This window comes from Cupriavidus sp. H18C1, from assembly GCF_049311595.1.
In the GTDB taxonomy this organism is placed as follows: Bacteria; Pseudomonadota; Gammaproteobacteria; order Burkholderiales; family Burkholderiaceae; genus Cupriavidus; species Cupriavidus cauae.
Genome location: NZ_CP186008.1, coordinates 253,371 through 265,899, shown reverse-complemented (window position 1 = coordinate 265,899; position 12,529 = coordinate 253,371). Strand labels below are relative to the sequence as shown.

The window sequence follows — 12,529 nt, the reverse complement described above, 5'->3', positions numbered from 1 at the left end:
AACCCAACTGAGGAGACACGATGGCAAAGATGATTTTCCTGAACCTGCCGGTCCGCGATCTCGCGGCGGCGACGCGCTTCTACGAGGCGATCGGCTGCGTCAAGAACGAGCAGTTCAGCGACCATCAGACGTCGTCGATGGTGTGGTCCGACACCATCAACTTTCATCTGATGACGCACGCCTATTACGGGACCTTCACCAGCAAGCCGATCGCCGACGGGCACCAGACCAGCGCCATGCTGATCGCGCTGTCGATCGACAACCGCGAGGATGTGGACGCCATCGTCGAAGCCGCGAAATCGGCCGGCGGACGCGCCGACATTCGCGAGCCGCAGGACATGGGTTTCATGTACCTGCGCACCTTCGAAGATCCGGACGGTCACCTGTTCGAGCCGGTGTGGATGAACCCGGCGGCGATGATGGGCGAGCAGGACCCGCAATAGCGGAACGCAGCGGGCCGCTCGGCGGGCTTCTGCGCGCCGCAGCGGCCCCCGCAACGCTTCCTAAGGACACGGCGCAGAACGTCCCCCGCACATCGCAGCACGTCACAACATCCAGTCGATCGGCAGCAACGACAAGCCCCGGATCCACAAGCGCTCCAGCCAGCCGGTATTGGGCTCGGTATCGTGGCGAATCGTGTCGCCGCCGCGCCTTTCGAGCCAGTACAGGCCGCCGTCGTCGGCCAGCCGGACCTCGTAGGCGTTCTGCGGGACGCTGGTATCGAATGCCGATTCGATGCGGCCCGCCAGCGTGGGGCTGTCGATCACGAACCCCAGTTCGGTATTCAGATTGGCCGAGCGCGGATCGAAATTGAGCGAGCCGACAAAGGCCCGGTGCGCATCGACGGCGAACGTCTTCGCATGCAGGCTTGCGCCGGAGCTGCCGAACGGCCCCGCGCGCTCCTCCGGCCTGGAAGCCGGCGTGGTGTCGGCCTTGTCCGCGGGTGGGGCGACCTCCCGGCGCAGCTCGAACAATTGCACGCCGGCTTCGAGCAGCGTGCGGCGCCATTTGACATAGCCGGAGTGCACTACCTTGACGTCCGTGGCCTCGGCCGCGTTGGTCAGCACCCGCACGCTGACGCCCTTGGCGGCGAGGTCGGCAAAGGTCTTCGCACCGGCCTCGGTCGGAACGAAGTAGGGCGATACCAGATCCAGTTCGCGCGTCGGCACGCCGATGGTTTCCATCAGCTGATGCCCGATCAGCCCATTGCCCGGCGCCTTGCCCAGGACCTTGGCCGGATCGTCGCTGACGACCCGTGTCTTCGCCCACTCGAACGACAGGGTGCCTTCGATGATGCGACGGTAGGCCGGCAGCGTCTTCAGTGCGTTCATGTACGCCGTGGCGGCGGGGTCCCGTTCCGCGGCGGCAGCCTCGCGGGCAAGTTGCTCGAGCCTGTCGGGCGCCACGGGCGGCACGATCGCGTTCACTGGATAGGCGCTGGCGCTTGCCCAGTAGCGATCGAAGTCCCGCTCGACATCGGCCGCAATCGGGCCGACGGCCAGCACGTCCAGATCGGAAAACAGCACGCCATCGGTGGCGCCAAAATATTCGTCGCCGACATTGCGGCCACCCACGATGGTCGCCTGCGCATCCACCGTGAACGATTTATTGTGCATGCGCCGGTTCAGTCGGCGGAAATCGGTCAGATAGCCGATGAATTTCGGCGAGCGCACGACGAATGGATTGAACAGGCGGACCTCGATATTGGGATGGGCGTCCAGCGCGGACAGGATTTCGTCGAGGCCCGAGATGCCGTTGTCGTCCAGCAGCAGGCGCACGCGCACGCCGCGCTCGGCGGCTTCATGCAGGGCATCGAGCAGCAGCGTCCCGGTGGTGTCGCGGCGCCAGATGTAGTACTGCACGTCCAGCGTGCGCTCGGCCATGCGCGCGCCATGGACCCGCGCGGCGAAGGCCTCGCGCGGGTCGGTCAGCGCGTGGATGCCGGACAGGCCCGGACGTTCCGCCAATGCCGGCGCCAGCGCGCGACCCAGCGCCGTGTCGCGGGACGCTTCCGGCGTCAGCGCATGCGACTGGGTTCGGGGTTCCAGCGGTGGCAGCGTGCATCCGGCGAGCACGAGCATCGCGAAAACGGCGCAGACCAGCGGGCGCCAGCGTGTGAACACGCGATGGGAGGCAGTATGCATGGACGTTCGAGACGATCGACGGTCCGGCCAACGGACGGAAGAAGATACGAACTATAAAACAGGGCCATGCCATCGCATCCCATCGCCGCGGCGCGGCCGGTTCGCGTCATGGTGGCCCAAACACGTGCCAACGCGTGCCAACGCGCCTCAACGCATGCCGCAGATCAAAACCGGTGATTGACCGTCAATTCGACCCGCCGTCCGGCGCCTTGCAGCCATTGGGTCGGATTGTAGTAAGCCGTCGCGACATAGTGGCGGTCGAACACATTGAAGCCGCGCAGCGACAGCGTGGTGTTCTTGCGGGGCCGCCATTGCAGCAGCAGGTCGGTGGTGGTGTACGCCGGCATCTTGAGCGTATTGGCGCGGTCGGCGAAACGGCAACCGACATGGCGGATGCCGGCGCCGGCCGTCCATTCCGGCAGGAAGCGCCAGGTCAGCCAGGCATTGGCCAGGCGCTCCGGCACGTCGGTCGGCACATTGCCATTGCGCGAGACCGCCGTGCCGTTTACTGATTCCGTGAATTGGTCGTAGCGCGCCTGCAGCAGCGCGGCATTGGCATCGAGCCGCCATCCCGGCAGGAATTCGACGCCGACGCTGGCCTCGATGCCGCGCGAGGACTGCTCGCCCACCTGTACGCTTTGCGTGGGATTGACCGCGTCGCGCGTGACCAGGTTCTTCTTGACGATGTGGTAGGCGGCAACGGTCCATTCCCCTTTGCCGTTCCAGAAGTCCTGCTTGATACCGGCCTCGATCTGGCGACCGGTGGACAGCTCGAAATTGCTGTTCGACGAGGACAGCATCAGCAACGCGCTGACGGGATCGGCCGCTTCCGAATACTGCGCGTAGACCGCGAGATTCGGCGTCAGGTTGTACACCGTGCCGGCGCGCCAGCCGACGTGCGAAAACGTCCTGTCGAATGCCTCCCGATTGGTCATCAGATCGTGGCGCTCGATCCTGGCATGGTCATAGCGCAAGCCGCCCAGCACCGACCACCGCGGCGCGATTTCCAGCCGATTCTCCGCGAACAGGGCGTACTGCACCGCCTCGTTGCTGTAGCGCGGCGTGGTGCCTGCGACGTTGATGAAATTGCCGCGATCGAAGACGTAGGGATCGACCACCGTGCTGCCGGAGTAGGGCGAATTATTGGTATGGCGAAACGATGCCCGGTTGACATCGAAGCCGACCGATACGCTGTTGTTCATGCCGAACAGCGCATGGCGATAGACCGCATCGGTGGTATTGCCGACCTGCCATTGGTCGTGAAGGATCTCGACATAGGACGAACGCTGGATCAGGCCGCTCGCCGGCAGATAGTCGTAGTACTCGGCATTGCGCCAATGGCGTTGGCTGTCGATGTAATAGGCCCGCGAGCGAACGGTCAGATCGGCGGTCGGCGTCCACCGCGCCGACAATTCGGTCCACTGGTCGTCGTACTGGATGCGGCTGTCGCTGACCTTGTAGTTTTGGGTCCGCAAGGAGGGATCCTGGCGGCCATTGACGAGCGGCACGCCGAAATAGCGCGCCGGCTGCTGCCAGCCCTTGGCGTAGCTCAGCTTGATGCCGAGCTCGGGCGTCGGATTCCATTGCAGCGCGCCCGATACGGACAGATTGCGCGAATCGCCGAAATCGACCGACCCGTCGGTGCGATTGCCGCTGACATCGAAGCGGTATGACCAGCGCTCATCGATCGCGCCGCCGCTGCCGAAAGCGAGCCGCTGGGTGTTCTCCGTACCGATCGTCGCCTGGATCTCGTTCTCCACCGATCCGCGTGTCGGCTTTTTCGGCACGACATTGACGACACCGCCGATCGCGCCTTCGCCATAGATTACCGAGGCGGGTCCGCGCAGCACCTCGATGCGTTCCACGGACCAGGTATCGAAGGGATAGGTGACACCGATCCCGCCGTATTGGCGCACGCCATCGTAGAGCCGCATCACCGAGGCCGCATCGGTAAAGCCGCGGGCGGACAGCGAAGCGCCGCCATTGCCGGGATGGCCAAGGCCGGACAGGCCCGGGGCACGGGTGATGGCATCGACCAGCGATACATCGCCGCGGATTTCGAGCTGATCGCGGGCAATGACGTCCACGCTGGCGGGCGTCTGCATCGGCGTCAGGCCGAGGTTCGATCCAGTCGAGGCCGGCTCGTCCAGCGCAGTCTGCCCGGCGGCATGGACGGTGACCGGTGCGAGTTCGTGGACCTCGGGAGCAGGGTCGGCCGCCTGGGCGGAAAGGCATACTGCGGCAGCGGCTAGCGCCACCTCGCGTGGAAGGAGTCGGGCCATGGGAAAGAGGGCGTGTCCCAGCCAAGACGGCGGGAATGCCGCGAGACACCGTTGTTTTTGGTGCCCGATTCTATTGGCCACGCCTTAAACGGTACATGCGACACCATGCCGCAGGACCCGCGCGGGAATTCGTCGCACAGTACGGATCGGCGTGGCAATCCGCTTCGCGTGTCAAAGAAATAACGCCGATAACGCCAATAACGCCAATAACGCCAATAACGCCGATAACGCCAATAGCTTGGCCAGCGCCATCACGCATTCACCGTTCCCGCAGATGTCCGTACCGACACCCCGTTCGCCCGCCGCAGCGTCCGCCCCAACCTCTGCCGCCCACCGCACGCTTTGGCGCTGGCATTTCTACGCCGGCCTGTTCGTGACGCCATTCCTGATCGTGCTGGCGATCACCGGCACCATTTACTGCTTCCAGCCGCAAATCGAACCCTTGCTGTACCCGGGGCTATTGCGCGTGACGCCGCAGGGCGAGCCGCTGTCCCCGCAAACGCTGCTGGAGCGGGCGAGGGCGGCCGCGCCGGCCGGCGCCGTGGCCACGACCTACACCATGCGCAACGATCCGCGCGCCAGCGCGGGAATTCGTGTTCCGCCTGCCCTCGGGCAACAGCGAAAGCCTCTATCTGAACCCGTATTCCGGCTCGGTGCTGGGCAGCCTCAGCGTGGAGGACCGCTTCACGAAGCAGGTCCGCCTGCTGCATCGCGCCTTGCTGGCAGGAAAGCCCGGCGAATTGCTGATGGAACTGGCCGGATGCTGGACGCTGGTGATGATCGCCACCGGCCTGGCCATGTGGTGGCCGCGCTTGCGCGAATCGGGTGTGAGGGCGTTTGCAATGCGGCCGGCAAGCGGCAGGCGAGGGCGGTGGAAGGAAATCCATCTGATGCTCGGCGCTTCGCTCGCCATCGGCGCGCTGGCGTTCGTGCTGTCCGGTCTGCCGTGGACCGCCTTCTGGGGCAAGCAGTTCAAGGCCATCACGACCGCCGCGAATCTGGGGCGCCCCGCCGATGCCGGAGCAGGGCACACGCACGCCCCGATCCGTGAGGACAATCATGCCGGTCATGGCGATCACCGGGGCCACGGCGCGACGATGGAATCGCTGCCGCTGAGCGAAGTCCCCCTGGGCGACAGGATTGACCGCCGTGCCGATCGGAACCAGCGCACCCGCGGGCCATGCCCCGATCGATCTGGATCGGGTCGTCGCCATCGCCGGATCGCGCGGTGCCGGCGCGGGATGCCAGGTGGCACTGCCGGGAACGCCGGACGCGGTCTATTCCGTGTCGTGCTTCCCCCAGCGACCCCAGGGCCGAGCGAACGCTGCATATCGATCGGCACAGCGGAACTATCGTCCGGGATATCCGCTATGAGGACTACGGCGCCGTCGCCAAGGCCGTGTCGTATGGCACATCGCTCCATATGGGCCGGTATTTCGGCCTTGCCAATCAGATCGTATGCGCCGCGATCTCGCTCGGCCTGATGGCGCTGGCAATCACGGGCTTCGTCATGTGGGTCAAGCGCAAACCGGCCAATGCATTGGGCGCGCCGTCGCGTCCGTCGAGCCCGCCGCCGATGCGCGCATGGATCGCCGGCCTGGCGGTATTGGGCGCGATATTCCCGCTGATGGGAATCACGATGCTGCTGGTCGGGCTGATCGATCGGCTCGTGGCCAGAACGGCCGGCGTGCCGTCGAGACCGGTACGGCAGTGATCGGGACGGGATGTTCCGACCAAGATCGGCAGATCAGCCCGTCCCGGCACCCGTGGTCGGCTGCAGCACGATAATGGCCATGCCGGCCAGCGCCACCGCGGCGCCGAGGACGTCCCAGCGCGTCAGCGGCAGCCCGTCCACGATGCGAAGCCACAGCAGCGCGACCGCAATATAGACGCCGCCGTATGCCGCATATGTCCGACCCGCGGCAGTGGGATGCAGGGTCAGCAGCCAGGCGAAGGCAGCCAACGCCAGGGCCGCGGGAATCAGCAGCAGCGGAGTCTTTTCCTGCTTTAATACCAGGTAGGGCAAATAGCAGCCGACGATCTCGGCCAGCGCCGTCAGCACGAACAGCGCCGTATAGGCAAGGAAGGTCACGATCGAAGCGGGCAGGGTAGCGGTGGACCGCATTGTCCCATGGCGATATCGGCCTCCGTCAGGCAATCGGAACGGTGCTAACGTCCAAGTGTGTGCGCACGGAATAATCGATATGAAAAAAGACGAATTGCCGCAAGACCAATCCGCCTCCGCGCTGATCGACGCCCGCATCGAGGAACTGGGCGACTGGCGAGGCGACATGCTCGCCAGACTCCGCGCCCTGATCAAGGAAGCCGACCCGGACGTCATCGAGGAATGGAAATGGCGCGGCGTTCCGGTGTGGTCGCACAACGGCATCCTTTGCACCGGCGAGACCTACAAGAGCGTCGTCAAGATGACGTTCGCAAAGGGCGCTTCATTGCCGGATCCGGCTGGGTTGTTCAATTCGAGTCTTGAAGGCAATACGAGACGGGCCATCGATTTCGCGGAAGGCGCGCAAATCGACGAGAAGGCGTTGAAGGAACTGGTGCGTGCGGCGGCGGCATTGAACAGCACCAAAGGCAAGCGCCGCGCGTAGTGGCAAAAAAGGCCCGCCGACGCCTGCGGCGAGCGCTGACCGCCCACGAGGAGCCCGTCAGCACTCGCCGGTACCCGCTTACAACGGCCGGCCGAGGATGTCCTCCCCAACCAGGTCCGCCGTCGCCCGCAGCGCCTGCCGCACGCGGAAGTCGGCGGCATGGCCGCCGCGATCGCGATAGGCCAGCGTCAACGGCCGCGGTGCCTGTACCGATTGCCCGTTGATGACGTCCGCGCTGCGCACCGCGTCGGCATCGACCGGCACCACCAGCCGGAGCGCCATCACGACCGGATCGGCATCCGGCAGGGTTCCGCCGACCTCCCAGTCGCGGTTGGCTCGCTGGACCAGCACGGTGCCGTCGGGCTGTTGCGAGCAGCGCCATGGGTTCGCCGACGCCGGCCGGATCAGCATGCGCGCCACGGTATCGGCGACCGGCTGGGCCAGCGGCGCGTTCAGATGGACTTCGGCCTCGACCACATCGACGGGCCACGCGGCCGCCCAATCCTGCGCCGCAAGGCCGGCGTGCTCGGCCTGGCTGCGTACCGCCACGGCGCCCGTCAGCAGCACGGTGCCCGCATGCCGCGCATCATTGAGCGCGTTCTGCATGATGCCTAGCGCTTGCAGCGCCTGATCCAGGCGTCGGGCGCCCAGCTGACCAGCTGTCAAGGCCTGCTCGCGCTCCGCCAGGCTCCGCATGGCCGTGTCGGCGAGTTGCGCCGCCGCTCCCAGCACGGCCAGGATCTCGCGGCAACGCGCCGCACGTTCGGCATCGCGCAGCGCGCGGTCGTCGCGGATCGCATTCCAGATAAAGTCCACCGCGGCAAGGTTCACCCAGGTGCCGGCGCGCAGACGGGGCGCAAGCCATGCGTCGAGCGCCTGGCACCAGCCTTGCTGCACCGCCGGCGTCGACGCCTGCAAGGCAGTCAGCAGGCTCGCCAGCGCCCAGACGCGCATGCGCGCCACCGGATCGTCGGCGTTGCCCAGCGCCGCCGCGCACGCCGGCAGATTGGTCGCAAGGGCCTGCCGGCGTGCGGCGACGGCATTGCGCAGATCGGCGTCGCCGCTGCCCAGGGCCCGGTCCAGGCGCTCCAGCCGCTTGGCCAGCTTGGTGTCCTGCGGCGGCTGCCCCGTCGCCAGCGCCTCGCGCACGATGGTGCTGAAGTCGTCGACGAAATATCCCAGGTCCGGCACCGGCAGCTGTACCTGCGATACGCCGGGCCGATCGCCGATCCGCACCTCGTGCCAGTGCTCGCGCAGCTCCACCGAACTGCGCGTGGCGATGCCGATATCGATCAACTCGCCATTGATGCCGACCGGCCCGGAGGGGTCGCCCAGATTGGCGAGGACGATGCCGGTGGTGGGCTTGCCGCCGGTGGTGCGCGGGGCTGCGCGGAGGCGTTCGGCCAGGTCCTCCGCATGCAGCGCGGCTTCGCTGTAGGGCGATGCCTCCGGCAGCGCCTCATGCGCGGCGGCGAGCAGCGCTTGCGGCTGCGGAGGCCGCCAGGCGTTCAGCGCGTTGGCATGGGCGTACATCAGCGCGTTGAACTGGAAGCGGAACACGTCGAGCTTGGCCAGCACCAGATCGTTGACCGCGCCAAAGGCGGCATACCAGTCGGCCGCCGGCAGCGTCGGATCGATCAGCACACCGGTATCCCAGTCGTTGCCGCCCTCGGCGGGCGCCCCCCAACGCGGTAAAACAGCGCGCGGCCCCCCTTGAGAAAGAACCGCAGGCAGTCTTGATTGCGATGCCATTGCTGGCGCAGCTGCTGGTTCAGGTTCGCGATCGCATCGGCCAGTTCGCGCACACGGGCCTCGTGCCACGGCGTCAGCCAGTCGAACGAGCTGTGCAGATATTTGGTCGCGTCGCCGCTGATCACCGCCTTGGTGTCCAGGTCCATGCGTCCCTGCGCGGCATAGCCCTCGAAACGGTGCATCAGCCGGTACAGGTAGAAATCACGGATGTTGTACAGCGCCCGTACCGAAGCCACGCTCAATGCCGCCGACGACAGCGGGCGCATGACCTTCTGATGCAGGTCGTCGACCAGCGCGGCGGGGTCCTTGGCGGCATTGGCCGCCCGCCATGCGCCGATGGCGTCCGGCTGGCTGGCCTGATCGGTGAAATGCAGGTACTCCAGCGCGGCCCAGATCGGATCGGCGACCAGATCCGCGGTGCGCACCGGCACGGCTAGCGCGCACAGGCCGAGGGCCTGCTGCAGGAAGGCGTTGACGGCATCGGCCAATGCCGGCGCGAGCGGCAACGCGGGATTGGCGGACGCCAGTCGCTCGCAGCGCTCGAGCTGCTCGCGCATTGCCTGCAGGCGCTGATCGGCCATCGGCGCATTGCGCAGCTGCGTCCGCAGCGGCGAATCGGGAAGGTCCAGCGGTTCGGGAGGCTGGCTATCGAGCACGAAGAAGCGCGCCAGCGCGGCGGCTTCGGCCTCGCGCCGCGCATTGACGCCCTGCGCCTGTGCGCGCTGCTCGCGCACCAGACGCTGGTACTCGGTCTCGAGCACCTGCAGCGGATGGACGGAAACCGCCTGCCAGCCGATCGCGGCGGCGCGCTGCGGCGCGTCGACGATCTGGTACTGGCCTGCATGCGGCGCGGGTACGGACGCGGTCAGCTGCCGCGCCACGGCATTGAAGAAGGGAGCGATATTGGCCATGGTGTCACCGGATGGGGGAAGCCTCGCTGCCCGTGACGCGACGCGACGGAGCGAGGCGAGGTAGAGCAGGGCATGGATGAAAGCCCACGGCAGCGCCGTGGGCTGTGCGGGCTTACTTGCCGTCGATCTCTTCCAGCACCGCGCCGACGATGTAGCAGGTGCGGTCGCGCGCGTTGACGGTACCGCCGTCGAAGCTGTCCGGCCCGAAGGTCACGACCACGTCGCCGCTGGCATCGTCGCTGCGCGCGCTGGTGGTCTTGTATGACTGCTCGGCATGGCCGAGCGGAATCAGCCCGAACAGGTTCAGCTTGACGCCGACGTTCTCCTGGAACATCGACTTCACCGACGAGGCGTCGGCCTTGTGGAAGCGCAGCGTCACGGTCGGACGCTGGCTCAGCACGAGCGTACGCGCACGCGTGAAGCGCCCTTGCGGACCAAACACGGCGCGTCCCTTCCATTCGTCCGAACTCAGATAGAAGCCGGTGAAGTCCTCGCCGGCCTTGTTGCGCGCCAGTTCATCGACGATGACCTTGTCGTACCAGCCGCTCTGCCCGTTGGCCGACAGAACCCGCGGCGACGGCGAGATCGGCGTGACGCCGGTGAATGCCATCTCGATCGACATCGACTGATTGCGCGACATCATCTTGTCGAGGTTGTACTGCGCCGAGCCGCCCACGGAGATCGACAGGAAGTCCAGCGGGATGGTCACGCCCGCGCCGCCGCCGACGGACATCGAGGTGGTGCCGCTTTCGCTGCAGGCCACGCTGGCCTTGACGGTGACCGTATTGCCCGCATTGCGCAGCCGTCCGAGCAGCTCCGTCGGGGTCGGAATATTGTCGAAGGCGGCGACGTAGCTGCCGTCTTCGACTTGCAGGCCACCGTTGCTGGCGCTGGGGTTCAGCACGTTCGCCGCCGCGGCACTGAGCCGTTGCAGCGCGTCGAACTGCGCCTGCTTGACCGTCAGCGCCGGCGCGGCCGCCAGCGCCCAGGTCAGATAGACGATCCGCACACTGCCGTCCAGCCTGGACGGATCGTTGCCGTATTCCTTGCGCACGACGTCATTGATATACAGCGCCTTGTTGGCGAAGCCGGTGCCGTCCAGCCGGATCGGGCCGTAGGCGTCCTCCCACGCGGAAATCAACGCCTTGCTGCTGGGCCGCCGCGTCGTCCAGCGCCTTCTGCACGCGCGTATTGTCGGCGGAGGACAACTGGTAGGAGGCGCTCTTGAGCAGGCGCATATACAGCCCGGAATAGCTGTCGGTGCTGTCGAGCGTCTTCGCGCCATTGCCGCCATCGATCGTCGGATAGTCCATCACCTTCAGCGTCAGCGGGTTGAAATACGCGTTCGGACCGACCGTGGTCTGGAAGTTGAATCCCGGCGGATAGATCAGCGCGCGCAGCTCGCCATTGAGCTGGCTGCCGAGCATGGTGCGCATCTGCGCCTCGATCGCCGCGAGAAAGTTCTGTTGTGCCTGTTGCTGGTCGCTCATTGCATGCTCCTTCGGTTTGAGAAGAACGTCGACGCAAACGGCGTCGACGCGACCCAGCGTAGGTGGCGTGAGCAGGGGAGCAGCAGGCCGTCTGTCTCTACCGGTCGGCAGGCTGTCTCACTCCCCCTCGAAGGGAGGGAGTGCGCGCGCTGCCGCCATTGCCGGGGCGTGACGCCGTGGGCCCGGCGAAAGGCGCGGATGAATGCGGAGACATCGGCGTAGCCGCAATCGAAGGCGATCCCTGCGAGCTTCGCGGTGTCGCCGGCGGCCTCGAGCAACGCCCGTGCATGCGCCATGCGCGCGTCCAGCAGCCGTGCCGCCACGGTCGTGCCGTGCATGGCGAACGCCCGATACAGCGTCGGGCGCGAACAGCCGACGGCACGGGCCAGGCGCTGACCGGTCAGTTGCGGATCGGACAGGTGGGTCGCGATATGGGCGAGGGCGGCACGGTATATCCGTGCCGCCGCGGGGGAGGGTGCAGCGGGGTCCTGCGTACGGAGGCCGCTTGGCGGGGGCGCCGCTGCCGCATCGGCCCAGGTCCGCAGCAGGGTGGCGGCCAGCTCCACTGTCGCCAGCACCATGGCGATGGACTCTTCCCGTGACAGCCCCGGAGCCAGGCGGGCAAGCAGCAGCATCTGCGCGCGCAGATACGTTGCCAGCGGCACGGACAGCGGAAGCTGCGCACCGAGCGGGAGCGCCGACACGGCATACCCGAGCGCCCTTGCCGCCCAGTCCTGCCGCAAGGGCAGCAGGTAGACCGGCGTCCCGCGCGCCTGGCCCCGATAAGCGGGAAGGGCGCCATGCAGCAGGAACAGGCTATCGCCGAGCGGCGCGCCGGCTGCCGCCGCCGACGGCTCCTTGAACAGCGCCGCGCCGAGCCATAGCGGCGGCCCGCCTGCCGACGAGGCGTCGTTGGCGCCGAGCGCGATCGTGTCCAGGCGGAACAAGCGCATGGACCCGTCGGGCAGGCGTTCGCCCAGATAGCCGAACGCCAGGATGTTGGCGGGCAAGGCTGCGAGCTCTCGCACGCCAGCCGTCGTCGCGGAACAGAAAGCACTGAGCAGCAGGGGCGGCAGCGCATCGGGCTGGCGGCCTCCTGTCTCGTCTTCCATGTATGGCCGGTTGCGCGGATAAGGGCCGCAACCACGGCTTGCCGGGGCGGCCTCGGCATCAAGACGAGGAGTGTGCCTGCTTTATGCGCTGCCGGTGTATCGGGCGATTGAATACAGAATTAATTGCCATGGAAATGGCAATGAAAAATGGGATGGGTACCGGATTGCGAATTGGATTGGAGATCGGATTGCGTGGGATTGCGAATCGGATTGCGGATGGCAAAGCAAT

At 66.6% G+C, this 12,529-nt stretch carries 10 protein-coding genes and 1 pseudogene; 3 read left to right on the top strand and 8 right to left on the bottom strand.

Going from position 1 to position 12,529, the window contains the following annotated elements; genetic code table 11:
* The first annotated feature begins 20 nt into the window (after nucleotides 1–20).
* On the top strand, nucleotides 21–443 hold the full coding sequence (locus OJJOAM_RS01325) for a VOC family protein (RefSeq protein ID WP_422648649.1): 423 nt from the start codon (nucleotides 21–23) through the stop codon (nucleotides 441–443).
* Nucleotides 444–545: 102 nt separating this feature from the next.
* Here OJJOAM_RS01325 and OJJOAM_RS01320 read toward each other — a convergent pair whose 3' ends face one another.
* Both OJJOAM_RS01320 and OJJOAM_RS01315 read right to left on the bottom strand, forming a co-directional pair.
* Entirely contained in the window at nucleotides 546–2,144 is a 1,599-nt protein-coding gene (locus OJJOAM_RS01320) for a phospholipase D family protein (protein WP_422648648.1), read from the bottom strand.
* Nucleotides 2,145–2,308: 164 nt separating this feature from the next.
* Nucleotides 2,309–4,426, bottom strand: a complete 2,118-nt coding sequence (locus OJJOAM_RS01315) for a TonB-dependent receptor (RefSeq protein WP_422648647.1) — start codon at nucleotides 4,424–4,426, stop codon at nucleotides 2,309–2,311.
* A gap of 274 nt (nucleotides 4,427–4,700) precedes the next feature.
* On the opposite strand from OJJOAM_RS01315, the pseudogene OJJOAM_RS01310 reads away from it, so the two are divergent.
* Nucleotides 4,701–6,140: pseudogene (locus OJJOAM_RS01310) on the top strand (PepSY-associated TM helix domain-containing protein).
* Between the two features lie 33 nt (nucleotides 6,141–6,173).
* Here the strand turns inward: OJJOAM_RS01310 and OJJOAM_RS01305 are convergent.
* Nucleotides 6,174–6,551: a YnfA family protein gene (locus OJJOAM_RS01305; RefSeq protein ID WP_422648646.1), complete on the bottom strand. Its 378-nt coding sequence runs from the start codon at nucleotides 6,549–6,551 to the stop codon at nucleotides 6,174–6,176.
* Between the two features lie 79 nt (nucleotides 6,552–6,630).
* On the opposite strand from OJJOAM_RS01305, the gene OJJOAM_RS01300 reads away from it, so the two are divergent.
* The gene (locus tag OJJOAM_RS01300) at nucleotides 6,631–7,035 is read left to right on the top strand and encodes a DUF1801 domain-containing protein (protein WP_422648645.1); all 405 of its coding nucleotides are present in this window, start codon (nucleotides 6,631–6,633) and stop codon (nucleotides 7,033–7,035) included.
* Between the two features lie 78 nt (nucleotides 7,036–7,113).
* Here the strand turns inward: OJJOAM_RS01300 and OJJOAM_RS01295 are convergent, their stop codons facing one another.
* The 5 genes from OJJOAM_RS01295 to OJJOAM_RS01275 form a co-directional block, all read right to left on the bottom strand.
* Entirely contained in the window at nucleotides 7,114–8,679 is a 1,566-nt protein-coding gene (locus OJJOAM_RS01295; protein WP_422648644.1) for a hypothetical protein, read from the bottom strand.
* Nucleotides 8,673–9,698 carry a hypothetical protein gene (locus OJJOAM_RS01290; RefSeq protein ID WP_422648643.1) on the bottom strand — a complete coding sequence of 342 codons (1,026 nt, stop codon included), beginning with the start codon at nucleotides 9,696–9,698 and terminating at the stop codon, nucleotides 8,673–8,675. The genes OJJOAM_RS01295 and OJJOAM_RS01290 overlap by 7 nt, the downstream gene beginning before the upstream one ends.
* Nucleotides 9,699–9,810: 112 nt before the next feature.
* Nucleotides 9,811–10,839 carry a hypothetical protein gene (locus tag OJJOAM_RS01285; protein WP_422648642.1) on the bottom strand — a complete coding sequence of 343 codons (1,029 nt, stop codon included), beginning with the start codon at nucleotides 10,837–10,839 and terminating at the stop codon, nucleotides 9,811–9,813.
* Entirely contained in the window at nucleotides 10,757–11,188 is a 432-nt protein-coding gene (locus tag OJJOAM_RS01280; RefSeq protein WP_422648641.1) for a hypothetical protein, read from the bottom strand. The genes OJJOAM_RS01285 and OJJOAM_RS01280 overlap by 83 nt, the downstream gene beginning before the upstream one ends.
* Nucleotides 11,185–12,300, bottom strand: coding sequence for a helix-turn-helix domain-containing protein (locus tag OJJOAM_RS01275; RefSeq protein WP_422648640.1), 1,116 nt, complete (start codon nucleotides 12,298–12,300; stop codon nucleotides 11,185–11,187). The genes OJJOAM_RS01280 and OJJOAM_RS01275 overlap by 4 nt, the downstream gene beginning before the upstream one ends.
* Nucleotides 12,301–12,529 lie beyond the last annotated feature (229 nt).

What these genes read in the sequence shown, in the direction of transcription:
- OJJOAM_RS01325 (WP_422648649.1), top strand. Translation starts at nt 21, where the DNA reads ATGGCAAAGATGATTTTCCTGAACCTGCCGGTCCGCGATCTCGCGGCG.
- OJJOAM_RS01275 (WP_422648640.1), bottom strand. Translation starts at nt 12,300, where the DNA reads ATGGAAGACGAGACAGGAGGCCGCCAGCCCGATGCGCTGCCGCCCCTG.
- OJJOAM_RS01315 (WP_422648647.1), bottom strand. Translation starts at nt 4,426, where the DNA reads ATGGCCCGACTCCTTCCACGCGAGGTGGCGCTAGCCGCTGCCGCAGTA.
- OJJOAM_RS01305 (WP_422648646.1), bottom strand. Translation starts at nt 6,551, where the DNA reads ATGCGGTCCACCGCTACCCTGCCCGCTTCGATCGTGACCTTCCTTGCC.
- OJJOAM_RS01280 (WP_422648641.1), bottom strand. Translation starts at nt 11,188, where the DNA reads ATGAGCGACCAGCAACAGGCACAACAGAACTTTCTCGCGGCGATCGAG.
- OJJOAM_RS01300 (WP_422648645.1), top strand. Translation starts at nt 6,631, where the DNA reads ATGAAAAAAGACGAATTGCCGCAAGACCAATCCGCCTCCGCGCTGATC.
- OJJOAM_RS01290 (WP_422648643.1), bottom strand. Translation starts at nt 9,698, where the DNA reads ATGGCCAATATCGCTCCCTTCTTCAATGCCGTGGCGCGGCAGCTGACC.
- OJJOAM_RS01320 (WP_422648648.1), bottom strand. Translation starts at nt 2,144, where the DNA reads ATGCATACTGCCTCCCATCGCGTGTTCACACGCTGGCGCCCGCTGGTC.